General features: G+C 47.0%; 27 protein-coding genes. All 27 read left to right on the top strand.

The genetic code is table 11. The features are described 5' to 3' along the window. The first annotated feature begins 13 nt into the window (after positions 1-13). The 27 genes from fliF (at position 14) to QTL79_RS08860 (ending at position 25,564) form a co-directional block, all read left to right on the top strand. Positions 14-1,549: a flagellar basal-body MS-ring/collar protein FliF gene (gene fliF / locus QTL79_RS08990; protein WP_346354630.1), complete on the top strand. Its 1,536-nt coding sequence runs from the start codon at positions 14-16 to the stop codon at positions 1,547-1,549. 15 nt (positions 1,550-1,564) lie between these two features. After that, a complete protein-coding gene (gene fliG, locus QTL79_RS08985; protein ID WP_346354629.1) occupies positions 1,565-2,575 on the top strand; it encodes a flagellar motor switch protein FliG in 1,011 nt (336 codons plus the stop codon). Then, a complete protein-coding gene (locus QTL79_RS08980; protein ID WP_346354628.1) occupies positions 2,568-3,365 on the top strand; it encodes a FliH/SctL family protein in 798 nt (265 codons plus the stop codon). The genes fliG and QTL79_RS08980 overlap by 8 nt, the downstream gene beginning before the upstream one ends. Beyond that, the gene (gene fliI, locus QTL79_RS08975; protein ID WP_346354627.1) at positions 3,362-4,678 is read left to right on the top strand and encodes a flagellar protein export ATPase FliI; all 1,317 of its coding nucleotides are present in this window, start codon (positions 3,362-3,364) and stop codon (positions 4,676-4,678) included. The genes QTL79_RS08980 and fliI overlap by 4 nt, the downstream gene beginning before the upstream one ends. Before the next feature lie 8 nt (positions 4,679-4,686). After that, positions 4,687-5,136 carry a flagellar export protein FliJ gene (fliJ, locus tag QTL79_RS08970; RefSeq protein WP_346354626.1) on the top strand — a complete coding sequence of 150 codons (450 nt, stop codon included), beginning with the start codon at positions 4,687-4,689 and terminating at the stop codon, positions 5,134-5,136. A 13-nt stretch (positions 5,137-5,149) separates the two neighbouring features. Beyond that, on the top strand, positions 5,150-5,677 hold the full coding sequence (locus tag QTL79_RS08965; RefSeq protein WP_346354625.1) for a lytic transglycosylase domain-containing protein: 528 nt from the start codon (positions 5,150-5,152) through the stop codon (positions 5,675-5,677). 33 nt (positions 5,678-5,710) lie between these two features. Next, positions 5,711-6,376, top strand: coding sequence for a MotE family protein (locus tag QTL79_RS08960; RefSeq protein WP_346354624.1), 666 nt, complete (start codon positions 5,711-5,713; stop codon positions 6,374-6,376). A gap of 43 nt (positions 6,377-6,419) precedes the next feature. After that, positions 6,420-7,868, top strand: a complete 1,449-nt coding sequence (locus QTL79_RS08955) for a flagellar hook-length control protein FliK (RefSeq protein ID WP_346354623.1) — start codon at positions 6,420-6,422, stop codon at positions 7,866-7,868. 30 nt (positions 7,869-7,898) lie between these two features. Continuing rightward, positions 7,899-8,468, top strand: a complete 570-nt coding sequence (locus QTL79_RS08950; protein WP_346354622.1) for a flagellar hook capping FlgD N-terminal domain-containing protein — start codon at positions 7,899-7,901, stop codon at positions 8,466-8,468. 29 nt (positions 8,469-8,497) lie between these two features. Beyond that, positions 8,498-8,884 carry a TIGR02530 family flagellar biosynthesis protein gene (locus QTL79_RS08945; RefSeq protein WP_346354621.1) on the top strand — a complete coding sequence of 129 codons (387 nt, stop codon included), beginning with the start codon at positions 8,498-8,500 and terminating at the stop codon, positions 8,882-8,884. Positions 8,885-8,974: 90 nt separating this feature from the next. Next, positions 8,975-10,663: a flagellar hook protein FlgE gene (locus QTL79_RS08940; RefSeq protein ID WP_346354620.1), complete on the top strand. Its 1,689-nt coding sequence runs from the start codon at positions 8,975-8,977 to the stop codon at positions 10,661-10,663. Positions 10,664-10,734: 71 nt separating this feature from the next. After that, positions 10,735-10,929 (top strand): flagellar FlbD family protein, encoded by a 195-nt coding sequence (locus QTL79_RS08935; protein WP_346354619.1) that lies wholly within the window; start codon positions 10,735-10,737, stop codon positions 10,927-10,929. 49 nt (positions 10,930-10,978) lie between these two features. Beyond that, positions 10,979-11,473, top strand: a complete 495-nt coding sequence (locus QTL79_RS08930; RefSeq protein ID WP_346354618.1) for a flagellar basal body-associated FliL family protein — start codon at positions 10,979-10,981, stop codon at positions 11,471-11,473. Positions 11,474-11,522: 49 nt separating this feature from the next. Beyond that, a complete protein-coding gene (gene fliM, locus QTL79_RS08925) occupies positions 11,523-12,524 on the top strand; it encodes a flagellar motor switch protein FliM (RefSeq protein WP_346354617.1) in 1,002 nt (333 codons plus the stop codon). Then, entirely contained in the window at positions 12,517-13,632 is a 1,116-nt protein-coding gene (fliY, locus tag QTL79_RS08920) for a flagellar motor switch phosphatase FliY (RefSeq protein WP_346354616.1), read from the top strand. Before fliM ends, fliY begins: the two co-directional genes overlap by 8 nt. A gap of 86 nt (positions 13,633-13,718) precedes the next feature. Then, positions 13,719-14,081 carry a response regulator gene (locus QTL79_RS08915; RefSeq protein WP_346354615.1) on the top strand — a complete coding sequence of 121 codons (363 nt, stop codon included), beginning with the start codon at positions 13,719-13,721 and terminating at the stop codon, positions 14,079-14,081. Between the two features lie 67 nt (positions 14,082-14,148). Then, positions 14,149-14,676, top strand: coding sequence for a FliO/MopB family protein (locus tag QTL79_RS08910; protein WP_346354614.1), 528 nt, complete (start codon positions 14,149-14,151; stop codon positions 14,674-14,676). Positions 14,677-14,728: 52 nt separating this feature from the next. Continuing rightward, the gene (gene fliP / locus QTL79_RS08905; RefSeq protein ID WP_346354653.1) at positions 14,729-15,442 is read left to right on the top strand and encodes a flagellar type III secretion system pore protein FliP; all 714 of its coding nucleotides are present in this window, start codon (positions 14,729-14,731) and stop codon (positions 15,440-15,442) included. A 22-nt stretch (positions 15,443-15,464) separates the two neighbouring features. Further along, complete coding sequence (gene fliQ / locus QTL79_RS08900) at positions 15,465-15,734, top strand: flagellar biosynthesis protein FliQ (protein WP_346354613.1); 270 nt, start codon at positions 15,465-15,467, stop codon at positions 15,732-15,734. 15 nt (positions 15,735-15,749) lie between these two features. Then, positions 15,750-16,532: a flagellar biosynthetic protein FliR gene (gene fliR, locus QTL79_RS08895; RefSeq protein ID WP_346354612.1), complete on the top strand. Its 783-nt coding sequence runs from the start codon at positions 15,750-15,752 to the stop codon at positions 16,530-16,532. Further along, positions 16,486-17,619, top strand: coding sequence for a flagellar biosynthesis protein FlhB (gene flhB, locus QTL79_RS08890; protein WP_346354611.1), 1,134 nt, complete (start codon positions 16,486-16,488; stop codon positions 17,617-17,619). Before fliR ends, flhB begins: the two co-directional genes overlap by 47 nt. 25 nt (positions 17,620-17,644) lie before the next feature. Further along, on the top strand, positions 17,645-19,720 hold the full coding sequence (flhA, locus tag QTL79_RS08885) for a flagellar biosynthesis protein FlhA (protein ID WP_346354610.1): 2,076 nt from the start codon (positions 17,645-17,647) through the stop codon (positions 19,718-19,720). Positions 19,721-19,733: 13 nt separating this feature from the next. Continuing rightward, on the top strand, positions 19,734-20,846 hold the full coding sequence (flhF, locus tag QTL79_RS08880) for a flagellar biosynthesis GTPase FlhF (RefSeq protein ID WP_346354652.1): 1,113 nt from the start codon (positions 19,734-19,736) through the stop codon (positions 20,844-20,846). Between the two features lie 4 nt (positions 20,847-20,850). Beyond that, entirely contained in the window at positions 20,851-21,738 is an 888-nt protein-coding gene (locus QTL79_RS08875) for a MinD/ParA family protein (protein WP_346354651.1), read from the top strand. After that, positions 21,717-22,421 carry a flagellar brake protein gene (locus tag QTL79_RS08870; RefSeq protein WP_346354650.1) on the top strand — a complete coding sequence of 235 codons (705 nt, stop codon included), beginning with the start codon at positions 21,717-21,719 and terminating at the stop codon, positions 22,419-22,421. The genes QTL79_RS08875 and QTL79_RS08870 overlap by 22 nt, the downstream gene beginning before the upstream one ends. 28 nt (positions 22,422-22,449) lie before the next feature. Then, the gene (locus QTL79_RS08865) at positions 22,450-23,502 is read left to right on the top strand and encodes a protein-glutamate methylesterase/protein-glutamine glutaminase (protein WP_346354609.1); all 1,053 of its coding nucleotides are present in this window, start codon (positions 22,450-22,452) and stop codon (positions 23,500-23,502) included. Positions 23,503-23,521: 19 nt separating this feature from the next. Further along, positions 23,522-25,564: a chemotaxis protein CheW gene (locus QTL79_RS08860; RefSeq protein ID WP_346354608.1), complete on the top strand. Its 2,043-nt coding sequence runs from the start codon at positions 23,522-23,524 to the stop codon at positions 25,562-25,564. The last annotated feature ends 7 nt before the right edge of the window (positions 25,565-25,571 follow it).

Below are 25,571 nucleotides of genomic sequence, written 5' to 3'. Positions count from 1 at the left end.
AAAGGGTGGAACAATGGCTGACTGGAAAGAACAGTCCTTGCGCCTGTGGCAAAAGCTGAGTAAAAAAGAGCAGTATATGGTCATCGGTACGGCTGTCATGATTTTTGTAGCGGTATTAGCCTGGGGCTATTTATGGGGCGGCCGTACAGATTATGTACCTCTTTTTACTGACATGGAAACAAAAGATGCTGGCGAAGTTCGCGAAAAGTTGAAAGAGATGAAGGTGAGCCATGAGATTGGTACAAATGGCACAACGATTCTTGTTCCCGCGAAAGACGTGTATCGGATCCGTTTGGATCTGGCCAGCCAAGGCTTGCCACGAGGCAATAAAGGCTTCGAATTGTTTGATCAGAATAAGTTTGGCGCAACTGAATTTCAAAACAAAGTGAATATGCTTCAAGCGCTGCAAGGCGAATTGTCGCGAACCATTGAGCAATTGTCGGAAGTCGAAAAAGCTCGGGTTCACATTGTGATGCCGGAAGACAGTTTGTACAAGAAGAATGAGAAACCGGCGTCGGCTTCGATTATGCTTAAATTGCGCCCTTCGGCTCAATTGTCGCGTGATCAGGTGAAAGGAATCGTCAATTTGGTGGCGCACAGCATTCAAGGACTGAAGGCGGAGAACATCACGGTTGTCGACCAGATGGCCCGAGTGCTCAATGAGGATGATGATGCCGCAGGTGTAGCGAATCGCGGCACGGTTACCCAAATTGAAATGACGAAAAAAGTGCAGGATAGCCTGCAAAAAAGCGTGCAGACGCTGTTAGAACAGGTATTAGGTCCGAATAAAGCCGCAGCACGGGTTAATGTGGAACTGACATTTGACCAGCGTACTACCGATCGCCAGGTATTTGAACCGGTTGTCGATGATAAGGGGATTGTCCGCAGTTCGCAGGAAATGACGGAGAATTTCAAAGGGACGGCACAAGCGCCTGGCGGCGTACCGGGGGTAACCTCAAATATCCCTGGCTATGTGACGAACAGCAATAATAATCAATCGAATTATGAAAAGAAAGAAGTAACTCGTAACTACGAAATCAATGAGCTGAAAGAAAAGACGGTGGCTGCACCAGGTTCGATCAAGCGTCTGACGGTTGCGGTGCTGGTTGACTCTAGCATCAATAAAGACCAACAGGACAGTTTGGCGAAAGCCGTTGGTTCGGCTATTGGCATCAACCCAAACCGTGGCGATTTGATTTCAGTTGAAAGTCTGGCCTTTAATACGGAACTGGCTGATAAGCAGCGCAAAGAAGAAGAAGATCGGGCGATGCAGCAGAAAATGTTGCTGTGGGCAGCGATCGCTGCGGTTGTTTTAGCTATTTTGGCCGGCTTCTATGCTTGGCGTTTACGTCAACGCAGACAACAATTGCAAGAAGATATGCAGCAAATGTCGATGGAAGAATTTGATGAAGCTATCGTTGAAGCGAAACAAGAAATGACGGAAGAAGAAAGAGCTAAACTCGCTCAACGCGAAGAAATCGAAAAACTGGCTAAAGCCAAGCCGGAAGATGTGGCTCAATTGATCAGAGTGTGGTTGACAGAAGAGTAATTCAGGAGTGAGGATATGTATCAGTCTACTGAAATGAACAATAAGCAAAAAGCCGCCATCCTGCTGATCGCATTAGGTCCGGAAGTTTCTTCGCAGGTTTTTAAATATTTGCGCGAAGACGAGATTGAAAAAATTACGCTGGAAATAGCCAATCAGCGTAAAGTATCGCAGGAACAAAAAGATAAAGTGTTGGCCGAGTTTTTTCAAATGGCCATGGCGCAGGATTATATTTCTTCCGGTGGTCTCGATTATGCGCGGGAGGTACTGGAAAAAGCGCTGGGGTCCGACAAGGCGGTTGCGATTATCAATCGTTTGACTTCGAGCTTGCAGATTCGGCCTTTCGATTTTGCACGCAAAACGGATCCGGCGCAGTTGTTGAACTTCATTCAAAACGAACATCCGCAAACGATTGCCCTGATCATGGCGTATTTGTCTCCGGAGCAGTCAGGGACGATTCTATCTTCATTGCCGTCAGAGCGGCAAGTGGATGTTGCAAAGCGGATTGCGACGATGGATCGAACCTCGCCGGACGTCTTGAAGGATGTGGAACGAATTCTCGAACGAAAGTTGTCTTCGCTGGTTACGCAGGATTTCACTGCCGCGGGCGGCATCGACAGCATCGTAGAGGTCTTGAACCGTGTTGACAGGACGACAGAGCGTACGATCATTGAAAACTTGGAGATTCAAAGTCCCGAATTGGCAGAAGAAATCAAGCGGCGTATGTTCGTCTTCGAAGATATCGTATTGCTTGACGACCGTTCGTTGCAGCTGGTGCTGCGTGAAATCGAGTCCAAAGATTTGGCGTTGGCGCTCAAAGGCTCTTCTGGCGAAGTTGGGGAGAAAATCTACAAGAACATGTCAAAGCGTGCGTCCGAGATGTTGAAGGAAGAGATCGAGTACATGGGACCGGTCAGAATCCGCGATGTCGAAGAAGCGCAGCAAAAGATTGTCAACGTTATTCGTCGCCTAGAAGAATCGGGAGAAATTGTAGTGTCCCGTGGCAAAGGAGACGAGATTATTGTCTAAGATTATCAAGTATGTTTCATTGAATGAGGCGCCGCATATTGTGGCGGTGCCGTTTCCCCTTGCTCCGGCAATGGAAGAAACGCACCGTGAGTTGGCGTCTTCGGGAACGGACGAAGACGCAGTCACGGCAGAAACAATGGAAGAAGAAGCGCGACATATCATTGATGAAATGATGAAACTGGCTCATAGTGAAGCGGAAACCATTCGTGATGAAGCTAAGACCGAAGCGCAGACCATGCTTGATGAGGCTGCCGTTCAGGCTGAGGACGTGAAGGAATTTGCGCGAAATGAAGGCTATAAGGCCGGTTATGAAGCCGGAGAGCAGGCTGCGCAGATTGCTGTAAGAGAAGAAATGGCAAACGAACTGCAACGATCTGTCGCACAAGCCGAAAAATTAATTGCGGCGGCAAAATTTGAAGGCCAGGAAATGATATTGGCAGCAGAACGTCAAATTATTGAGCTTACACTGGCTATAGCCAGTAAAGTGTTAGCTCGGGAAATAGAAGAAAATCCGATGGTCATACTACCGATCGTGAAAACGGCGTTAGCCAAAGTAAAAGATCAAGATGAATTCAATATCAGAGTCGAACCGGAAGACTATGAGGTGTTGCTGCATGCCAAGCATGATCTGCAAATGATGCTTGGCCGGGATCAGGGAATTACAATCACAGCTGACCGTACTCTGGCAAAAGGAGACTGCATTATTGAGACGCCCTATGGCAACGTGGATGCAAAAATTGATACGCAATTGGAAAATGTCAAGAAAGCGCTACAGGGAGTTATGCCGTGATGGAATTTAATGCAGAACGCTATATAGGTGCCATTCAAACCGGCGAAATGATGAAGGTTGGCGGCAAGGTCACGCAAATTGTCGGCTTAGTCATCGAATCCCAGGGGCCGAGCGTTAATCTGGGTGATCTTTGTTACATCCGAGCGCGCAATGATGATCAGGTCATTCCTGCTGAGGTGGTTGGTTTTCGCAATGAGCGGGTTCTTTTGATGCCGGTTGGTGAGATGCATGGTTTGGGGCCGGGGTGTGAAGTCTTTTCCGCTAACCAGACGCTCAAAGTTCAGGTAGGACCGCATCTTTTGGGGCGAATTCTCGATGGACTGGGTAACCCGATTGATGGGAAAGGGCCTCTCGAGGGCGGCCAGCTCTATCCGCTGCACAATGTGCCGCCGCCGCCAATGTCGAGGCCGCGCATAGCAGAGACGCTTACTGTCGGAGTGCGGGCGATTGATGGCCTTTTGACATTGGGCAAAGGGCAGCGTGTTGGCATCATGGCGGGTAGCGGCGTTGGCAAGAGTACGTTGCTGGGCATGATTGCCCGAAACACCGAAGCGGATATCAATGTCATTGCGTTGGTGGGAGAACGGGGACGTGAGGTAAGAGAATTTATCGAACGGGACCTTGGCGAAGAGGGGATTAAACGATCTGTCGTCGTGGTAGCGACTTCCGATCAACCGGCGTTGGTCCGGTTGAAAGGAGCGATGACCGCGACCGCCATTGCAGAATATTTTCGCGATCAGGGCAAGGACGTTATGCTGATGATGGATTCCGTTACCCGCTTTGCGATGGCACAGCGCGAAATAGGTTTGACTGTCGGCGAACCTCCGGCAACACGCGGCTATACGCCGTCGGTGTTTTCAATTTTACCGAAACTATTGGAACGAACAGGTACCGGAGAACGCGGTTCCATCACTGGCATTTACACGGTGCTGGTTGACGGCGATGATATGAACGAACCAATCGCCGATGCGGTGCGCAGTATTTTAGATGGACACATCGTATTATCGAGGGCCATCGCAGCGCAGAACCATTATCCGGCGATTGATGTACTGGCAAGTGTAAGCCGGGTTATGATTGAAATCGTCAACCAAGAGCATTATTCGGCTTCACAACGAATCAAGTCGGTCATGGCAACGTATCGTGAGGCGGAAGATTTGATCAACATTGGCGCTTATGTTGCCGGAAGCAATCCGCAGATTGACCATGCTGTGAATATGATCCAATTAATCAAGGAATTTTTGCAGCAACAAGTATACGAACAAGTCGGAATGGAAGAAACGCTGGCAAGGATGCTACCGTTAGGAACGGGGTGAACTGACTCATGCATGCCTTTCGATTTCGCCTGCAGGCTTTGCTGAAATATCGAACGATGCAAAAAGAACAGGCGCAGGCAAATTTATTGGAGGCGGCTGCAATATTGCGTCAAGAACAGCAAGTGTTGCAGATGTTAGAAGGCAAATGGCAGGAAAACATGAGCAGTTTGCGCGAGCTGAGGCAAAATGGGGCGGCGAATCTTGTTGAAATGTTTAAGCTGTATGAATTATATTTCGATAAGTTAAGAGAAGATATTCATTCACAAAAAAAACAAATTGCAGCGGCGGCAGTTCGGCACGACGCATGTCTCAAGGCGCTGGCTGAAGCGTTAAAACAGGAAAAAGTCGTGGAAAAAGTCAGAGAGAAAAAATATCAGCAGTATCAGCAAGAGTGGTTAGCCGAAGAACAGAAAACGCTCGATGAAATCGGCCTGCAACTCTATGTGCGTGATCGATAAGGGTGGGAATGAAATGGATGGAATGTCAAAAGTGATGCAGCGGATGGCGGCCATCGAACAGCGTTTTGGAATGGCGGCATCCACGTCCGTTGCTCCAGAAAATGGAGAGTTTGCAGCGGCGCTTAAGCAGGCGACCGCAGTAAATGAAAAAAGTTATGATCCGTCGACGCAGGATGTTGTCAAAATGTTGCAGTTTTCGGCCAAACAGCATGGGGTAGATCCTAAGTTAGCTCTGGCTGTAGCAAAAACAGAGTCAAACTTTTCGCCAAACGTTGTTTCCTCGGCAGGCGCGATCGGCGTAATGCAGCTGATGCCGGATACTGCTAAGGGGCTTGGAGTAAAAGATCCTTTTGATGCACGGCAAAATGTGGATGGCGGCGTGCGATACTTAAAAGAATTACTGGGAACCTTTGGCGGTGATGTGAAAAAAGCGGTAGCCGCATACAATGCAGGTCCGCAAGCGGTTCAATCCTATGGTGGCGTTCCGCCGTATTCTGAGACGCAAAACTATGTAAATAAGGTAATGGCGGATTGCCAGTAGGTGACGAGACCGAAGATAAGGTGGTAGGTGTGCATGGCTGACAAGGCGAAAAAGCTGGATGAGAAAAATATAGATGCGAAAAAGTCGGCCAAAGGCGGTCAAACCGATAAGCCGGTTAAGCGAGGCAGGGGCTGGTTGAAATGGCTGCTGATCTTATTGCTACTGCTATTATTGGCCGGAGTTGGCTTTGCAGCCGGCATTTACCTAAAGTTGTTTGATGTGCAGACGATGGCGGAGCGTTGGGGAATGGCCGAATATCCAGTCGTAGGAAAATATCTTGTTCAGCCTAAGACGAATTTTGAAACGGTGCCGCTCGATTCGGAGTCGGTAACGGCCAATACGCAAGTGCTTCCACCAACGGCTGCCGATGCCGTCAATCCTCTTTTGCAGCCGCCGGTGGAAAACAAGAAGTTGGATGCCAGCGAATTGCAAAGACTGGAAAAGATGAAACAACAGGAGCAGGCCAAGACGATTGGTAAATTGGCCCGTTTGTATGGTGGAATGAAACCTGATGAAGTCGTTCCCATCATCAACTTGTTGGACGATACGACGGTCATTGCGATTTTTAACAAGATGGAAGAAGACCAGGTTTCTAAAATCATGGCTACGATGGATGCCAAACGGGCAGCCTCGTTGACGCAGATTATGATGAAGGGGAAGTTAGCGACGACGCCGGAATCGGCGACAAAAGCAAACTGAACCGTCAACATATAAATTAGGAGCAAAGAAAGGAGGTGAAAAAATGGCAGAAGTACAAATGGTAATAGCGATGCAACTCAAAACAATTCCTGCAAAAGGCGCTGTGACCAGTAAAAAAGAAACAGATGCGTCGACAAATCCGGTATTTGGGAAAATGATGCAGGAAATGCAAGGCAAAGAAGATGTTCCAGAGACTGAGAAAACGCAGGCGCAAGATGTCAATGTCCTGTCCATGCTCATGGCGGCGGTTGCTATGCCAACGCTGAATGAAGTTAAAGCCCCGGCAGCGGCTGGAACCGTTGAAACGCCAAGCGCCGTTGGTGCAGTGGCAAATGGAGTGCCGGCTGAAACGGTTGTCGTTTTACAGGAAGGTGCGAAAAACCCTCTTCCAGAACAAGCGCAAGCGCAGCTGACCCAGGGACAAATGCTTTCCGAAACTGCACTGGAAGCGAATGCGGCAACGCCGAGCAAAACAGCGCAGCAACCGTTACAACCCAGTGACGGTAAGGTGCAGGTTCCTGTTCAGGTCGTAGACCAGAAGCAAGGCGAAAAAACGTTGGCGCAACAAAATGACGTCAAGCAGATTGCGGGCAAACAACTTGAGAAGGCTGAAGTGCTGGAGCAACAACAGGGCAACGCAGGTGACTTGCAAAAGGAACCGGTGAACATGGCGGTCGAACAGACGCCAGTGCCTAAGCAAACTGCTGAGACCAGCAATCTGGTTCAGGCAACGGTAACTGCCTTGCAGGGAAAAATCACTGTAGAAGAGAAGCCGATGCTTAGTAAAGAAGCGGCAGAGCAGAGTTTGAAAAAGGAAGCGAATCTTTCAACGACGCAGCAACCCGTGATGAAAGAACAGCAAACAAACGGGCAAAGCGGTGAACATGCGCAAGAGCAGAGTGCGAAGATGCAGGAAACGCTAAAGACGGCAGAAGCGACTCCCAAACCGACAGAAACGGCAAACTCGTTTTTCTCCGTTCTCGACGCGCAGGCAAAACCCTTCCAGACTGTGCTGCCAAGCGCACAACCGCATGTTGTCATGCAACAGCCGGTTTCAACGCAGGATCCATATCAAGTGGTCACTCAGATCGTCGATCAGGCAAAACTTGTGACGATGAAAGACAGCACACAAATGGTAATTCGTCTTAATCCGGAACATCTGGGTGAAATGACGTTGCGCATTTCCGTTGATAACGGTAATGTTAGCGCTGCGTTTCATACCGATAACCAGGAGGTTCGCCACCTGTTGGAATCTTCAATGCCTCAGCTGAAACAAGACTTGGCAAACCAAGGATTTAAAGTGGATAGTGTTGATATCTATGCAGGTTTGGGGAACTCTTTACCGGATAAACAGCAAGGGCAGGATGGACAACAACAAAACAAGTCTCAGCAACAACAAAATCACCAGACGGAACAAAACTTTTTTGACAGCGTCGATGAATTAAGTCGTGCGCTGGAAGAGAGTGCGGATGGTGTGGATTATCGCGTATAATCGAATGGAAGAAAAGAAGGAGGAAGAGCAATGGCTGATGTGACAGGAGTATCCAATAGTGCTGCTACTAACCAAACGGTGACAACGAAAAGAGACAATAGCGCATTGGGCAAAGATGATTTTTTGAAGTTGCTGGTAACGCAGCTGCAGTATCAGGATCCATTAAAGCCGATGGAAAATGACGCGTTTATCGCGCAAATGGCGCAGTTCTCCAGTCTTGAACAAATGCAAAATCTGAATAAGTCGGCGTTGATAACCCAGGGGAACAGCATGCTGGGCAAGATGGTACATTGGAGTGATCCTAAAACTGGTCTGGAACAGGCTGACACGGTCAGTTCAGTGAAAGTAGTAGATGGTGAAGTAAAACTGGTGGTAGGCGATGCCGTATTTGGCACGACGACGATTGATGTGGGGAAAGTTACCGAAGTGGAAAACCAAGATACGGTAATGATGGGACACAAAGTCGAGTGGAAAGCTACCGACGGAACCACTAAAAATGCAATAGTGCTTGGCGTTAGAATGGTTGACGGAAACGTATTGTTACGAGTTGGACCGAAAACGGAAATCAATGTGACACAGGTAACAAATGTGCTTTCGTAACAGAGTAGTGGGATTGGAGGAGTACAGTCATGGATGACAAACGAATCCTGTATCCGCAGCAACCGATTCTTCCCATACAGCGTCCTTACGCAGGCTCAACTGCAAAGGCGACGCGCAATGCGCAAGCATCGTTTGGACAGGTCCTGGACGGAAAATTGGCCAAGGTTGAATTTTCCCAACATGCCCAACAGCGTCTGCAAAGCAGAAACATTCAATTGAGCCAAGAACAGATGCGCAAATTGGAAGGTGCGGTGGATAAGGCGGCAGCGAAAGGATCCAGAGAGACATTGGTATTGATGGACAATCAAATGGCTTTTCTGGTCGGAGTGAAAAACAGGACGGTCATTACTGCGGTCGATGGCGACAGCGTCAAGGAAAATGTGTTCACTAACATCGATAGTGCGGTGATTGTGTAAGGGGCTCAAACAGACTGGACCTCTTTGAGGAAGTCTGACGCTGCGGAATGACTGAAGCAGCAGGTTTAAAAATAAGGAGGTTGTTTTATTATGATGCGTTCATTATTCTCTGGTGTTGCCGGATTGCGCAACCATCAGACGCGTATGGATACGGTTGGCAATAACATTGCCAACGTAAATACCACCGGTTTCAAATCTGGCCGGGTTAATTTTCAGGATATGCTAAGCCAAACGTTACAAGGGGCTGCCGGTCCAAACGGCAATCTCGGCGGTACCAATCCGATGCAGGTCGGCCTCGGCATGAGCATTGCCAGCATGGATACGCAGTTTACCGATGGTGCGCTGCAATCGACTGGTGTACCGACGGATTTGGCGATTTCCGGCGACGGATTCTTCATTCTCTCAAACGGTTCAAACACCAGCTATACGCGTGACGGCAGCTTCAAATTTGATACGGCCGGCAACTATGTCGTACCAGGTACCGGCGTTCATGTACAGGGCTGGATGGCGGACAGTCTGGGCAATATTAATACGGCTGGCGTCTTGTCAAACCTTGTCAAACCGATCGGCACCACGATGCCGGCGACGCAAACGACCAGCGCGACGTTTGCCGGAAATTTGAATTCCTCGACGGTTAACGGAAACAGTGCGGCGACTTCGGAAAATATTTACGACTCGCTCGGCAACAAACACTTGTTGACGCAGCTATACTACAAGGTCAATGTTGGAGCTGCTGCTGGCGCTAGCGGCGATAACACCTGGATTTGCAAGACGGATGTCGCCGGCATCAGTTCGGCGCCGGCAATGACAAACCAGTATACGCAGTTAAACTTTAACACTGACGGTACGTTGAACACCATTCAGACGCTGACGCCAGGGCCTTTAGGCGATGCAACGCAGAATGTTACGTTTAAAAACCTGAAATTGTCCACGAGTACGGACCCACAAGTTATAGGGTTTTCTGAATTTGACAACACGAATGCATTGCGGACGTTCAAAGGAACCTTCACCTACAATGCTTCGACGACCAGTTGGAGTTGCGCGATTACCGAGTCCGGCGATATGACAAATACTACGTTGGCGACGATTCCGAATATCACCTGGAACGGAGCAACGTATCTGGCGGGCGGCGTGGCGTTTCCGAATGGCGTGACGATTCCTTACAAAGGCAAGGATGTCGCTCAAACGGCGAATACCATTACGATTACGGCGCTTGGCGGTACGCCGGTCGCACCCGATGGGACAATCATGGCCGGATGCGCTACCGAACCTGATAATGCTACATTGGCTGCAGGCGAAAATACCTTGTCGTTCAGCGTGCCGGGGGCCAATGCGATGACGGTTGCATTTGACCGCAGTAAGATCACGCAAAGCAAGGACACCACGTCTACGGTCAGCATGACTCCGGATGGTTATGGCATGGGCGTCTTGAACAATGTAACGTTTGACAGCCAGGGCGTCATGACCGGCTTGTTCTCCAATAATCAACGCAAGAAACTGGGCCAGGTGGCGATGGCGACGTTTGCCAATAACAATGGCTTGATGAAGGCGGGCAACAATACCTACATCGAGTCGAACAACTCCGGTTTGGCTAAAGTCGGCGAGGCAAACAGCGGCGGTCGCGGCGGATTGACGCCGGCAGCGCTTGAAATGTCGAATGTCGATCTGTCGCAAGAGTTTAGCAATATGATCATTACCCAACGTGGCTTCCAGGCAAATTCAAAAATAATTACCACATCCGATACGATGCTCGAAGAACTGGTCAACCTGAAACGGTAGTTTTAAGAATGCAGGGGAAGTAACCCTTCCCCTGTCCTTTGTTTAGCCGAAATAGAAGGAGGCAGAAACACATGATACAGTTGTCCCGCCTGAAAACGAAGGAAGAATTTATCCTGAATGCTGATTTGATCGAAACGATTGAGGAAACCCCAGATACTGTGATTACACTGACGACTGGACGAAAAATACTGGTAGAAGAAGCGATGAAAGAAGTGGTCTACCGTACGGTAGAATATAAACGAGCTATTTTCCGCAATATGCGGTAAAATATATGTAAAATAATGGAATGCGATATTATAACATGGAGGTGCAGATATGGCGGAAGGAGAAAAAGAGGCAAAGAAAAAGTCTCCGATTCTATTGATTGTCGGATTGGTTGTGGTGGGTATTGTGTTGGCTAGCGGTATTTCGTATTTTATTGCGACGAAGATTGTTGGCGATAAAGGGGCCGGTAGCGCGAAGACGATGGTTCAGCAACATGATCCGGGAGTCATGGTTAAGATTGGTGATCCCAAGGAAGGGCTAATCATAAATATTGGCGGCGCCAATAGCGGTCGGTTTTTGAAAGTCGGCGTGATTGCCGAAATGAAGCTGGATAAAGGGGAACCGGTGCCGGGCGGCAAGGCGCCGACACCGAACGAAGTTAAAATCATGGACACGGTTGTCTATGTGCTTCGTTCACAACGCATGGAAGACTTTGATCCGACGAAACAGGATCAGTTGAAAGAATTATTGAAGAATGAAATTAACAAAGCCTTTGGCCAAGAAAAGGTGTACGAGGTATATATCACGAACTTTGTACTGCAGTAATGTAGCAATCAGTGTCATAACATAGACGGGAAAGAAAGGAGAGATAGGTTTGGCTGGGGATGTCCTTTCGCAGTCGGAAATTGATGAGCTGTTGTCGGCTTTATCCACAGGCGTCGTATCGGCGGAAGAAATGAAAGTGGAGCAGACGCAGCGTAAAATCAAAGTGTATGATTTCAAGCGTCCGGATAAGTTTTCGAAAGATCAAATCCGAACGCTTTATATGCTGCACGAAAACTTTGCCCGACTGATTAACACCTATTTTTCAGCGCACTTGCGCACCTTAGTGCATATTGATGTGGCCTCGGTCGATCAGGTTACTTATGAAGAATTCATCCGCTCTTTGCCGAATCCGAGCGTAATCAGCGTGTTTCAAATGAAACCGCTGAAAGGCAATGCGATTATGGAGTTAAATCCGAATATCGTTTTTGCCATCATTGACCGTCTTTTCGGCGGCCCTGGAATCCCGCCGGCGAAACCACGTTCCTTAACGGATATTGAGGAAGCGATTGTTAAGCGGGTCATCAATAAAATGATGGAAAGCCTTCAAGAGGCATGGAAACAAGTAATCGCCATTGATCCGCGCCTGGATGTTATCGAGACGAATCCTCAATTTACGCAGATTGTACCGCCGAATGACATGGTGGTTATCATTACGTTGCAAACGAAGATTGGCCAAGCGGAAGGTTTTTTCAATATTTGTATTCCTTATCTCGTGTTAGAACCGATTATGTCAAAGCTAACTACGACGTTTTGGGTATCATCATCCGTGGCCAGACAGTCTTTGCCTGAACATATCAGTGCCATTCAAAAGAAACTGGAACGTACGCTGATTCCGATGAATGTTGAGTTGGGACGCGCTACGGTTACCGTGCAGGAGCTATTAGGACTTTGCTTGAATGATGTTTTGCAACTGGAGCAAAAGTCGGAAGAAGAATTGAGTCTCATTGTCGGGCGGAAGGAAAAATTCAAATGTAAGCCTGGCTTAGCTGGTAATCGAATGGCTGTTCAGATTACCGGAGTGATTTCCGAAGGAGATGATAACGATGAATGACGGATTCCTGTCCCAAGAAGAGATAGACGCGTTATTGCGTGGGGAACCTGATGCTGCAGCAAGCAATGCCGGGACAAATAGCCTATCGGAAATTGAGCAGGATGCATTGGGCGAAATCGGCAATATTTGCATGGGGAGTGCGGCGACTTCTTTGTCGGTGTTGCTTGGTCGGCGCGTCTCGATTACTACGCCCCGCGTCTCGATATCCACATTGCAAGAAATCCGTAGCCAGTATCCGCTGCCGTACTTAGTGATTGAAGTCGGCTATACGGTAGGGATAAATGGAACAAATCTGTTGGCAATTCGCGAACAGGATTCGCTGATTATTTCGGATTTGATGATGGGCGGTGAGGGAACCAACCCTCCAACGCAGCTCAATGAATTGTATATGAGCGCTGTGGGTGAGGCGATGAATCAAATGATGGGTTCGGTAGCCACATCGATGTCCACTGTTTTTAAAAAGAAGATTGATATTTCACCGCCTAATGTGACGCTCGTTGATTTTGCGGATGACATCAACATTTCCAACAGTTTGCTGATGTCGGAGAATATCGTTAAGGTCGCATTTCGCATGGAAGTGGAAGATTTGATCGACAGTGAAATCATGCAAATCTTGCCGCTCAGTGTGGCGAAAGAGATGGTGGGAAATCTTATGGGTGGAGTGCAAGAGCCGGCCCAACAGCCGCAAGCCGCGGCTCAGGCGCCTCAGCAACAGCAGCAGCAACAACAACAACAAGGGGCCGCTCCGGTCTATCAACAACCACAGCAACAGCAGCGGCAACCGCAAAATGTTAATGTACAGCCGGTGCAGTTTGCGCCACTGATGGCGCCGCCAATGATGAGCGGCGACACCAATATTAACCTGATCATGGATGTTCCGTTACAGGTAACGGTAGAACTTGGCCGGACAAGGAAACTAATTCGTGAGATACTGGAGTTATCGCCCGGATCGGTTATTGAACTTGATAAGCTGGCTGGCGAACCGGTGGATATTCTGGCAAACGGTAAGTTGATTGCTAAAGGGGAAGTCGTGGTCATTGATGAAAACTTCGGTGTTCGGATTACGGATATCGTGAGTCCATTAGAAAGAGCCTACACGATCCAATAAAAATTGATTAAAGTGTGGAAAAAACTTATAATGGTTTTATAGTAACAATAAAAAAGAGTAACAGTATAAAGGGGGATGTATAATTAATGGGTGCAAAGGTACTTGTGGTAGATGACGCAGCATTTATGCGTATGATGATTAAAGACATTTTGAGCAAGAATGGGTATGAAATAGTCGGGGAAGCGGAAAATGGTCAAAAGGCGGTTGAAAAATACCAAGAGTTGAAACCGGATTTGACGACGATGGATATCACGATGCCTGAAATGGACGGGATTACGGCAGTCAAGGAAATTAAAAAACTGGATCCGGCTGCTAAGGTAATTATGTGTAGTGCGATGGGCCAACAAGCAATGGTTATCGAAGCAATCCAATCGGGAGCGCGTGATTTTATCGTAAAACCGTTCCAACCTGACCGTGTCTTGGAAGCCGTTCGGAAAGCTCTTGGCTAAAATGAACGGGTGTGCCGATAAAGGTAAACGGATAGGCCAAATTATTTTGTGTGCGGCTTTTTGCATAATGTTGGTAATGTTAAACGGCTCCTTAGAAGCAGCGGGAAGCGGCGGCGAATACTTGCAGTATCAGGAGCCTAAACCAACGGGGATGAGTTCTTGGTTTTCTACTTTAACCTATGTGATATCCTTGATATTGACGTTTGCGGCAGTACTGGCTATGGCTTACTTTGCCTCGCGTTTTTTAGGCGCCCGTATGGCAGGTGGAGGTGGTTGGCTTAAAATAACCAATAATCGTGTCTTGCAAACCATTCCACTTGGGCAAAATAAAGCGGTATCGATTGTCGATGCCGCTGGCAAGGTTTTGGTTTTAGGCGTGACAGAAACTTCTATTGTCTTATTAACTGAAATTGTTGAAGCGGCGGAAGTTGAGAAGTTAAAAAACGAAGCGCAGCAACAAGTTGAAAATATAGAATTTGATGATGTTCTACAACGCCAGCTGCAATCGTTACAGCAAATGACGAATCGATTTCCTAAAGTTTTTTCACGTCAACAACGTGGGCAACAGGAGCACGAGAATAAAAATGGTGAGTAAAACGATTAATTACGCGAAAAAAATAAGTTGTTTAGTTTTGTTGGTTTACTTGATGTGTTGGGGACAGGCTGTACAGGCAGCGCCGTTTGTGCCTGTTCCCAATATTAATGTCGGAGTGGAAGCCGCTTCTTCACCAAAAGACGTGGCACTCAGTTTGCAGGTGTTGTTTACCTTGACTGTGTTGGCGCTGGCTCCGTCGATTTTGATTATGATGACATCCTTTACCAGAATTATAGTTGTATTGTCTTTTTTACGCAGCGCCATGGGCACTCAACAGATGCCGCCGAATCAGATTCTGGTCGGATTAGCGCTGTTTATTACTTTTTTTACGATGTCGCCTTATTTCGAACAGGTGAATACAAATGCGCTGCAGCCTTTTTTGGCGGGAAGCCTGTCCCAAGAAGCCGCAATGACGGAAGGCCTTAAACCGATGCGAGAGTTCATGTTTAAACAGACCCGGGAGAATGATCTGGCGCTATTTGTAAATTTATCGGATGGCCCGCGACCGGAGGTACAGGAAGATGTACCGACAACCGTATTGATACCGGCATTTATTATCAGTGAACTTAAAACGGCGTTCCAATTTGGTTTCTTGTTGTATATTCCTTTTATCGTGATTGACATGGTAATCGCAAGTACGTTAATGGCGATGGGCATGATGATGGTACCGCCGGTTATGATATCATTGCCGTTCAAATTGTTATTGTTCGTTTTGGTGGATGGCTGGCATTTGGTAATACGTTCTGTCGTCACCAGCTTTCATTAAAAGACGTGGAAAGGAAATAAGAATGACTGGGGATTTAGCAATACAGTTAGGCCGCGATGCATTGATGATGGTTATGCTGATTGCAGCGCCCATGCTGGGTTTAGGTTTGTTGGTCGGCTTGGTGGTCAGTATTTTTCAAGCCACTACGCAAATTCAGGAACAGACGCTGGCATTCATTCCTAAAATCATTGCCGTATTTGTGGCGGTCTTGGTTTTTGGCCCTTGGATGTTGGCTATGTTGGTGGATTACACGCGGGAACTGTTAGTGCGGTTGCCGTATCTTATCCGATAAAGGGTTGACGACGTTATGATTGACTTGTTTTCTTTGGTACAGGATCAGGTAGCGGTCTTTTTACTGGTTTTTGTCAGAGTGTCGGGAATCTTTTTTCTCACTCCGGTATACGGCAGCCGCAATGTCCCTGGGCATGTAAAAGTGGCGCTAGGGTTGGCTGTAACCTATATTTTGTATCCAATGGTTTATCAACCGGGCATTCCCATTCCGGAGCAATGGTTGCCTTACTTATTTCTAGTGGCGAGTGAATTTGTAGCGGGCATGATTATTGGCTTTGTCAGCTCACTGGTTTTCACTTCGATTCAAATGTGCGGTCAAATATTAGATACGCAAATCGGTTTCGGCATCGTCAATGTTATTGATCCTCAATCGGGCAACCAGGTGCCGCTAGTCGGTAACTTTCTTTATATTCTAGCCATTATGGTTTTCTTGGCACTTAATGGCCATCATGTAGTATTAGGAGCATTGGTTGCCAGTTTTAAATTAATTCCTATGACCGGGGTTATTTTTAATGCAGCAATCAGTCAATTTGTGGTTGGTTTAATGAAAGGGATCTTTTTAATTGCAATTCAGATCTCATTACCGGTTTTAGCGTCATTGCTGTTGATTGATATTTCATTAGGGATTTTATCACGAACAATGCCGCAAATGAATATCTTTATCGTCGGCGTACCGGCAAAAATATTTGCAGGTATCTTCGTATTATCGTTAGTATTGCCTTTTTATATTTTTTTTCTGGAGAAAGCATTTAATGGGATGTATAAGAACGTATATGATGTTTTATCGATTTTTGGTTGAGCCAAGGCCGATATGGACGTTTGATCTGCAGCTTTTTTCCGGTGAAAAAACGGAAGAGCCTACGAGCAAGCGCAAAGCGGATTCCAGACAAAAAGGCCAAGTCGCTAAAAGTATGGAGCTTAACGCCACCTTGGGATTATTGGCGGCCTTGTTTGCCTTGCAAGGACTAGGGACGCATATATTTCAAGAACTGTCCATTTATATGCGAACTTGTTTTGAAAATTTGGCGATGAATGACATGACGATCGAAATGGTCAGTCAGTTGTTTATCGGAGGTATTTGGGTGTTGTTTAAAGCAGCCATGCCAGTCATGGCTATTTTACTCATCGTATCGATTGCAACGAATATATTGCAAGTCGGTTTTATGTTTTCTCTTGAGGTATTGGAGCCGAGTTTGGAAAAACTAAATCCCATTGCGGGATTCGGTCGTATGTTTTCCGTCCGATCATTAGCGGAGCTGGCAAAATCTTTGTTTAAGGTTACCGTGGTTTGCGCCTTCATTTATCGGTTCTTATTGAAAGAAGCAGACAAAATCCCCGCTTTAATTACGGTTGAACTGGCCGATGCTATTGTAATGATTTCAAGTTTGCTGCTCAGTCTTTGTTTTCAAATTTGCGGTGTGTTTTTATTTTTTGCAGGGATTGATTATGTATATCAATTGTGGCAACACAATCAAAGCTTGAAAATGAGCAAGGACGAAGTCAAACAAGAATATAAACAGATGGAAGGGGATCCTTTAATAAAGGGAAAGATCAAAGAAAAACAGAGAATGATGGCTATGCGCAGAATGATGCAGGAAGTTCCAACGGCAGATGTCGTTGTTACGAATCCAACGCATTATGCGGTGGCATTGAAATATGACAAGACCATGGTGGCACCAGTCGTTGTGGCAAAAGGACAGGATCTGATTGCACAGCGAATTAAAGAGATTGCCAAAGATAACAAGGTAATGGTTATGGAAAATAAACCGTTGGCGCGAGCTTTGTATGCGATGGCTTCGGTAGGTGACGTTGTACCGCCTGAATTGTATCAGGCTGTTGCCGAGGTTCTAGCGTATGTATATCGCTTGAAGCATAAATTATCGTAGTTTAGTGATAAAGGGGCGAAGAGGTTTGTCTGTTGAAACAACTTCTCTAAGTGGCGGTTTAGCCCGCATAGCAAAATACAGTGACATTGTTGTTGCCTTAGGCATTATTACGATTGTCATTATGATGATCATTCCCTTGCCTTCGTTTTTACTCGATTTACTTTTGTCTTTAAATATCACATTTGCTTTGGTCATTGTCATGATTGCCGTATATAATACGGAGCCGTTGCAGTTCTCTGTCTTTCCTTCGCTGCTGCTGATCACCACTTTATTTCGTTTGGCGTTAAACGTATCCTCGACTCGTTTAATACTGCTAGATGGATACGCCGGTGAAGTGATCATGGCCTTTGGTAATTTCGTAGTCGGCGGTAATGCGGTTGTTGGTTTTATTGTCTTTATCATTTTGGTTATCATCCAATTTATCGTTATCACGAAAGGCGCGGAGCGCGTTGCTGAAGTCGCGGCGCGATTCACGTTGGACGCGATGCCTGGTAAGCAGATGAGCATTGATGCCGACTTAAACTCGGGCGCGATAACGGATGCGGAAGCTAAGACAAGAAGAGTCAATATCCAGCGCGAAGCGGATTTTTACGGCGCGATGGATGGTGCGAGCAAGTTCGTCAAAGGCGATGCGATGGCGGCAATCATTATTATCATTATCAATATTGTCGGCGGTTTTATCATTGGCATGGTGCAGCGCAATCTTGGCGTTGTCCAGGCGCTGCAAAGCTATACGCTGCTTACCGTCGGTGAAGGCCTCGTTAATCAGATTCCGGCGCTTTTGATCTCGACGGCGACAGGCATTGTCGTGACGCGTGCGGCATCGGATGGAAATTTGGGACATGACCTGGTCAGCCAAATCTTTACGAATCCGCGTATTTTCTTCATTGCATCCGGTGTATTGGCGATGTTAGGCCTTGTACCTGGATTGCCGGGAATTCCGTTTATGACGTTATCGTTGACTTCTTTTGCGATTGGTTATGGCTTGCGGATGTCGATGCGTGAGGCTGCTGAAACGCAGGTAACAAATGAAGAAGAACGTGAAAATGAAGAAGTACGCAAACCGGAAAATATTGTATCGTTGCTGCAGGTAGATCCGCTCGAACTTGAAATCGGCTATAGCCTGATACCGCTGGTAGATGTAGCGCAAGGCGGCGATTTGCTTGATCGGGTGGTTATGATCCGGCGTCAGTGTGCGCTGGAAATGGGTTTGATTGTACCGACAATTCGAATTCGTGACAATATTCAACTGAAACCGAATGCATATATCATTAAATTAAGAGGAATTGAGATCGCAAAAGGAGAATTACTAGTTGACCACTATTTAGCGATGAATTCAGGCGCTGTAGCTGAAGATGTGATTGGCTTGGAAACGATTGAACCTGCCTTTGGTCTTCCGGCTATTTGGGTGCAGGAAAGTCAGCGTGAACAAGCGGAACTGGCCGGCTATACGGTTGTAAATCCGGTGTCGGTCCTGGCAACGCATCTGACTGAAATTATCAAGGTTCATGCGGCGGAGATTCTTGGACGCCAGGAAGTGCAGACGCTCTTGGATTCTGTCAAAGAGACGAATGCTGCGGTTGTCGAGGAGTTGACCCCGGCAATGCTGGCGATTGGCGATATTCAAAAAGTCTTGGCCAATCTGTTGCGTGAGCGGGTGTCCATTCGCGATATGGTTACGGTTCTTGAAACCCTGGCCGATTATGCCGCATTGACGAAGGACACGGAAATTTTGACCGAATACGTGAGACATGCGTTGGCTAGACAGCTTTCCCGCCAATATGCGGCGGCGAATGTTTTGTCTTGTGTGACATTGGATCCGCAGTTGGAGCAGATGATCTCAAATGCTGTACAGCGAACAGAAAGCGGTTCTTATGTGGCTCTTGAGCCTAGTGTCATGCAAACTCTTTTGCAGAGCTTATCGGTTGAACTTCCTAAACTGACGAATCTGGGGTATCTGCCGGTAGTTTTGGCAAGTCCGGCGGTTCGACTATCTTTTTATAAGTTGATTGAGCGTTCTATACCAAGCATAGTGGTTTTATCATATGCCGAATTGGACCCTAAAGTGGAAGTACAATCATTAGGGATGGTGAAAGTGTAAATTGAAGGTAAAAGTGTTTACCGCAATGACGATGCAAGAGGCCATGGCGCAAGTGAAAAGTCAGTTGGGCAGAGATGCGGTCATTTTACATACGCGTCGTTTTCGCAAAGGAGGCGTGTTGGGCTTCTTTTCCCAGGAGATGTTTGAAGTTATGGCTGCGGTAGAGCCGGCGGCTGTCAAGCAACCTAGCGTTGTGGAAAAAAGACGTCCGGAAGTAGCGCAACCCTCGCCAACCTTGGTCAAACAATTGCTGGAGAGCGGCGACGAGCCAAGGCTAACTGCACTACAACTTGAAATGGCAAATATGAAAAAATTGCTGGAACAAGTCGTGCAAAAAATGCCGACAATGGGGAAGAAAAAATCACCGCTACTCGAGTTATTGCTTGCTAATGATGTAGATCCGTTGATTGCAGACAATATTTTGCAAGGGCTGGCGGAAGAGGCGACTGCGGAAAAAGACCAGCAATTAGTAAGGCAGCTGTTAAAGGAACGCATAAAGAATCATTTTCATCGAATCGAAGGAATTATGGTTCCTAAAGACGGCGTAAAGGTCGCTGCTTTTATTGGACCGACAGGCGTGGGCAAGACGACGACCATTGCAAAGTTGGCAGCCAGTTTTGCCGTTAAAGAAGGGTGTAAGGTCGCGCTTATCACGGCAGACACTTATCGAATTTCTGCGGTGGAACAATTAAAAACCTACGCCGATATTATGGGGGTTCCGATCGACATCGTATATACGGCAGAAGAATTAAAAAGCGCCTTATATCGTCATCGTGACAAAGATCTAGTCCTGATTGATACGGCGGGACGAAGTCCCAAAAATCAGTATCAACTTTCGGAATTGCAGGCATTGCTTCAGTGTGATGCGCGAATAGAAACGCATCTTGTCTTAAGTTCTACAACAAAGTATAAAGATGCGCTCGATGTTGTTGATCGCTTTTCCATCTGCTCGCCGCAAAAATTTTTGTTTACTAAAATTGATGAAGCGAGCAATATAGGACTAATTTTAAATCTCTTGTATCATTTCCCCGTTGGCTTGTCTTACATCACGACCGGCCAAAATGTTCCTGATGATATTGAACTGGCCAACCCCGCGAAACTAGCAAATTTGATTTTGAGGGATTAACGTGATGAATGATCAGGCTGAAAAATTACGCAAAATGGTCGAGGATAATTCGTTTAAAAATAAAAGCAGTGTTATAAAAGCGCAGGCGTCAGAGGCTAAAGTCATAACGGTGACCAGCGGCAAAGGCGGAGTAGGCAAGACCAATTTCACAGTGAATTTGGCATTGGCATTGGCGCAGCTTGGCAAACGAGTTCTTATTCTCGATGCGGATCTTGGCATGGCTAATGTCGATGTTGTCTTAGGTTGCAGTGCTCCTTATAACATTCTGCACCTCTTGGAAGAAGGCTTTGGCATTCAGGATATCGTGGTAGATGCTCCGGGCGGCATTAAATTTATTTCAGGCGGTTCCGGTATCTATCAACTGGCAAACTTGAACGAACAACAATTGCAAAACATTATTCATCAGGTGGTTGTTTGTGACGATTGGGCCGATATCATCCTAGTGGATACGGGAGCTGGTTTAAATAAAGGTGTTATGAAATTTGTCATTGCAGCCGACGAAGTGATTATCGTCACTACGCCTGAACCTACTGCAATCACCGACGCATATGCCATGATGAAAGCCTATGCCAGTTATCAGGGCGTCGCGCCGTTACGATTAATTGTAAACCGTGTCGTAGAAAAGGAGGAAGGTGACCTAGTCGTAGGGAAATTAATGAATGTGGCAATGCGTTTCTTGGGCGTATCGGTAACGGAACTTGGCTTGGTATATGAAGACCGCAACATGGTGAAGGCGGTAAAAAGCCAGAAACCGCTCTTGACGACTTATCCGGGAACGATTTCAGCCAAATGCATCATGGAGATTGCCGAACGCATGGTCACAGGCGATGAAGTAAAGACAACAAGCGGTTTACGAGGATTCTTCGATAAATTTCTGACCATGATACGCTAATTGTATTTTTCGCAAGGGAGGCAACTGTCATTAATCCGCAACATTTTTTCAAAGTCAACCAACGGCTTGGTGTCGTGCTTCCTAAAGGGAATCATGTCGAACAGTATCCTAGTCGAATTGAAGAAGTCAGCGACGGAAAACTTGCAATCGCTATGCCGATGAGTAAAGGATTTCCGGTAATGTTGGAAAATGGCCGCGAGTTTTATGCAAAAGTATTTGACGATTCTGGTATTTATAGTTTTCATAGTGCTTTGTTAAACAAGCGCATCAGTCCGTTACCGGTTTGGATTGTATCCATACCAACCGATATGAAAAAGATTCAGCAACGTGCATTTGTGCGACTCGATATTTCATTGCCGGTTACCTTAGAATATCCTGATGATAATGATCCGGAGCAGACAATTACCCTGGAGGCAGCGACAAAGGACGTGGGGGGAGGCGGTTTGCAGCTCATTACGACACAGCCTTTGACAGTAGGAATGCGTTTCCAGGTCGGCATAGAACTACCCGAAGGTGAGATGATACAGGCGCAGGGGGAAGTCGTGCGATGTTTCAAGCCGCAGGAGGATCGAAAATTGTTTTGGTCTGCGGTTAAATTTGTTGAAATCAATGAAAATTATCGAGATAAGGTAATTCGCTTTATTTTTCGCAAGCAGTTAGAACAACGACAAAAAGGCATGTGAAATTTGGCCAGGATGGTGGTATGATGACATGATTAAAGTATTGATTGTGGATGACTCTGCTTTTATGCGCAAGCTTTTATCGGACTTGTTTGCTGCTGAACCGGATTTTGAAGTGATTGACACCGCACGCAATGGTCGTGAGGCAGTAGATAAGACAAAGCGATTGAAGCCGCATTTGATTACAATGGATGTTGAAATGCCGATTATGGATGGAATTAAAGCATTGGAATTGATAATGAAGGAAGAGCCAACGCCTGTTGTCATGGTCAGCAGTTTGACTAGAGCCGGCGCGGATGCAACATTGCGGGCTTTAGAACTAGGCGCCGTTGACTTTGTGGCAAAGGCTGCCGGACCGATAGCGGGGATTGCCGGTATCAGTGCTGAAATATTGGAAAAATGCCGCGGGGCTGTCAAAGCGAATGTCGCACAACTGGCAAAACGCCAACCAAGCGCGACTACTTTCGTTAAACCTCCTCCGGTGCAGGTCGCATCGTCCTATCTAGGAAGTGATGAGCAGATCATTGCAATTGGAACTTCTACCGGAGGACCGCGGGCTCTACAGGAAGTCATTACCCGTTTGCCTGGCAATCTTCCGTGTGGCGTGGTTATTGTGCAGCATATGCCGCCGGGTTTTACTAAATCGCTGTCAGAGCGTCTGAATTCACTTTCTTCCTTGACGGTGAAAGAAGCGGAACACAATGATGTGATTCGACCGGGGCTGGTCTTGATTGCGCCGGGCGATTATCATATGACAGTAGAAAGAGAAGCGAATCGTAAAGTCGTCCGTCTCAGCCAGCAACCGCCGATTGGTGGTCACCGCCCGGCGGTAGATCCCATGATGGAATCAGTCGCCAATTTATATGGCAGCCGAGCGGTGGGGGTTATTCTGACAGGCATGGGGCATGATGGAGCCAAAGGCATTCAGGCAATCAAAGGGAGAAACGGGTATACGATTGCAGAGGACCAGTCGACGGCGGTGGTGTTTGGTATGCCAAAGTCAGCTATCGAATTAGGCGTGGTGGATAAGGTTGCTCCATTGTCGGCTATTGCCGGGGAGATTGTACGTTCAGTTAACAAGTAAAAGTGTGGGGGTGGAATATATGGATATTAATCAATATCTAGGGATGTTTTTGGAAGAGTCGCGCGAACATTTGCAGACCTTAAATAGCTGTCTTTTAGATTTAGAAAATGATCCGAGTAATCTTTCCGTTTTGGACGAGATTTTTCGTAGTGCCCATACGATTAAAGGGATGTCGGCTACGATGGGGTTTACGAACATTGCCGAATTGACGCATGAAATGGAAAACATCCTGGATTTGTTGCGCAAAAGCGAACTGCAACCTAATAAAGAAATTATCGACACCATATTCCAATGCGTGGATACATTGGAGCAATTGGTAGAGGCTGTTGCCAGCGGTGCGGACAGCGGCATTGACAGTAAAGGGTTGATTCAAAAACTAAAAGCGTTGGCAAAAGGCGAGTCGGCCGGCGCGGCTACGGTTACGGAAGAAAGTGGCAGTGAAGACACGGGTTCAACCTTAAAACTAAACGATTCGGAAACGGCTATAATTAGCAAAGCGGCGAGTCAAGGACTCAGAGCATATGAAATTCAAGTGTTGTTGAGAGAAAATTGTCTCTTGCGTTCGGCGCGTGCGTACATGGTCATGAGTGCGTTAGAGGAATTGGGTGAAGTTATAAAAAGCATTCCACCCGTTGAGGAGTTGGAAAAAGAAAATTTTGATTTCTCCTTCAGTGTCCTTGTTGTAACGGATGCGGAACCGGAGCGGATTCAACATATCCTTTTGTCAATTTCAGAAGTGGATAAAGTGGAAGTGACGTTATGTGCGCCGGCGACAAAACAAGAAACGGCAGTTCAAGCCGCACCGGTCGCTGTTGAACAGACGGCGCAACCGGAATCTGCACCGGCCAGAGCCGCCAAACCGGCGGAGGTTCATCAAGCGCCTGCAGCCGGTGCGGACAAAAAACTGAAGAGCGGGCAGTCCGTACGCGTTGATATTGATAAACTGGATACATTGTTAAATTTGGTTGGTGAATTGGTCATCAACAAGACGCGCTTGGAGCAGATTGGCCTGACGCATCGTCTGACTGATTTGGTAGAAACGATGGAACAGATGGATCGGGTTACGACCGATTTACAAGCGGTTGTTATGAAAGTCAGAATGGTTCCGGTAGGCCAGGTTTTCAATCGTTTCCCACGCATGGTACGCGATCTGTCGCGCGAATTGAATAAAGAAGTTAATTTGATCATTCAAGGGGAAGAAACGGAACTGGATCGGACGGTCATTGACGAAATCGGTGATCCGCTGGTTCATTTGCTGCGCAATGCAATTGACCATGGCATTGAAAAACCTGCGGAACGCCAGGCAAACGGTAAAAATCCAGTGGGCGAAATTCATTTGATTGCGCGTCATGAAGGAAATAATGTTATCATCATGGTTGAAGATGACGGCAAAGGAGTCAATCCGGATATCATCAAGCAAAAGGCTGTGGAAAAAGGTTTGATTACGCAGGCGGAAGCGGATAAGATGGATCCGACAGAAGCTGTGCGCTTGTTGTTCTTACCTGGGTTCTCGACAGCGGCAGTCGTCACGGACGTATCCGGACGCGGCGTTGGGATGGATGCGGTCAAAAACAAGATCGAATCGCTTGGTGGTATGGTTGATATTGAAACAAAGGTCGGCATGGGCAGCAAGTTCAAGATTCGCTTGCCGCTGACGTTGGCTATCATCCAAGCCTTGCTGGTCAATGTGGCAAAAGAAATTTATGCGATTCCGCTTGGCTCGATCGACAGCACCATTAATATTAAGCCGGCAGATATCAAGACGGTACAGAACAAGGAAGTCATTTTGTTGCGTGGTCAGATCATTCCAATCGTACGGCTCGGCAATGTGCTGAATATCCCGCCGACGGTAGAAGAAACGCCGGAAGAACTGTTTATTGTCATTGTTCACCTTGGCGAACAGCGTGCAGGCATTGTGGTGGATAATCTGATCGGACAGCAGGAAATTGTTATAAAATCGTTGGGTAAACTGTTGGCTGGAATCAAAGTGATTGCGGGTGCTACCATTTTAGGAAATGGTCAAGTTGCTCTGATTTTGGACATTGGATCATTGATTCAGTAAGGAGGCT

The organism is Azotosporobacter soli (assembly GCF_030542965.1).
In the GTDB taxonomy this organism is placed as follows: Bacteria; Bacillota; Negativicutes; order SG130; family SG130; genus Azotosporobacter; species Azotosporobacter soli.
Note: the sequence above shows the minus strand (reverse complement) of the source record. Positions and strands in the feature narration are given on the sequence as shown.

Coding starts and splice junctions, on each gene's coding strand:
- QTL79_RS08950 (WP_346354622.1), top strand. CDS start 7,899: ATGGCTGATGTGACAGGAGTATCCAATAGTGCTGCTACTAACCAAACG.
- QTL79_RS08935 (WP_346354619.1), top strand. CDS start 10,735: ATGATACAGTTGTCCCGCCTGAAAACGAAGGAAGAATTTATCCTGAAT.
- fliG (WP_346354629.1), top strand. CDS start 1,565: ATGTATCAGTCTACTGAAATGAACAATAAGCAAAAAGCCGCCATCCTG.
- QTL79_RS08915 (WP_346354615.1), top strand. CDS start 13,719: ATGGGTGCAAAGGTACTTGTGGTAGATGACGCAGCATTTATGCGTATG.
- QTL79_RS08910 (WP_346354614.1), top strand. CDS start 14,149: ATGTTGGTAATGTTAAACGGCTCCTTAGAAGCAGCGGGAAGCGGCGGC.
- QTL79_RS08940 (WP_346354620.1), top strand. CDS start 8,975: ATGATGCGTTCATTATTCTCTGGTGTTGCCGGATTGCGCAACCATCAG.
- fliJ (WP_346354626.1), top strand. CDS start 4,687: ATGCATGCCTTTCGATTTCGCCTGCAGGCTTTGCTGAAATATCGAACG.
- flhB (WP_346354611.1), top strand. CDS start 16,486: ATGGGATGTATAAGAACGTATATGATGTTTTATCGATTTTTGGTTGAG.
- QTL79_RS08865 (WP_346354609.1), top strand. CDS start 22,450: ATGATTAAAGTATTGATTGTGGATGACTCTGCTTTTATGCGCAAGCTT.
- QTL79_RS08930 (WP_346354618.1), top strand. CDS start 10,979: ATGGCGGAAGGAGAAAAAGAGGCAAAGAAAAAGTCTCCGATTCTATTG.
- QTL79_RS08955 (WP_346354623.1), top strand. CDS start 6,420: ATGGCAGAAGTACAAATGGTAATAGCGATGCAACTCAAAACAATTCCT.
- fliY (WP_346354616.1), top strand. CDS start 12,517: ATGAATGACGGATTCCTGTCCCAAGAAGAGATAGACGCGTTATTGCGT.
- fliR (WP_346354612.1), top strand. CDS start 15,750: ATGATTGACTTGTTTTCTTTGGTACAGGATCAGGTAGCGGTCTTTTTA.
- fliQ (WP_346354613.1), top strand. CDS start 15,465: ATGACTGGGGATTTAGCAATACAGTTAGGCCGCGATGCATTGATGATG.
- QTL79_RS08860 (WP_346354608.1), top strand. CDS start 23,522: ATGGATATTAATCAATATCTAGGGATGTTTTTGGAAGAGTCGCGCGAA.
- QTL79_RS08945 (WP_346354621.1), top strand. CDS start 8,498: ATGGATGACAAACGAATCCTGTATCCGCAGCAACCGATTCTTCCCATA.
- fliP (WP_346354653.1), top strand. CDS start 14,729: ATGTGTTGGGGACAGGCTGTACAGGCAGCGCCGTTTGTGCCTGTTCCC.
- fliF (WP_346354630.1), top strand. CDS start 14: ATGGCTGACTGGAAAGAACAGTCCTTGCGCCTGTGGCAAAAGCTGAGT.
- QTL79_RS08965 (WP_346354625.1), top strand. CDS start 5,150: ATGGATGGAATGTCAAAAGTGATGCAGCGGATGGCGGCCATCGAACAG.
- QTL79_RS08875 (WP_346354651.1), top strand. CDS start 20,851: ATGAATGATCAGGCTGAAAAATTACGCAAAATGGTCGAGGATAATTCG.
- QTL79_RS08960 (WP_346354624.1), top strand. CDS start 5,711: ATGGCTGACAAGGCGAAAAAGCTGGATGAGAAAAATATAGATGCGAAA.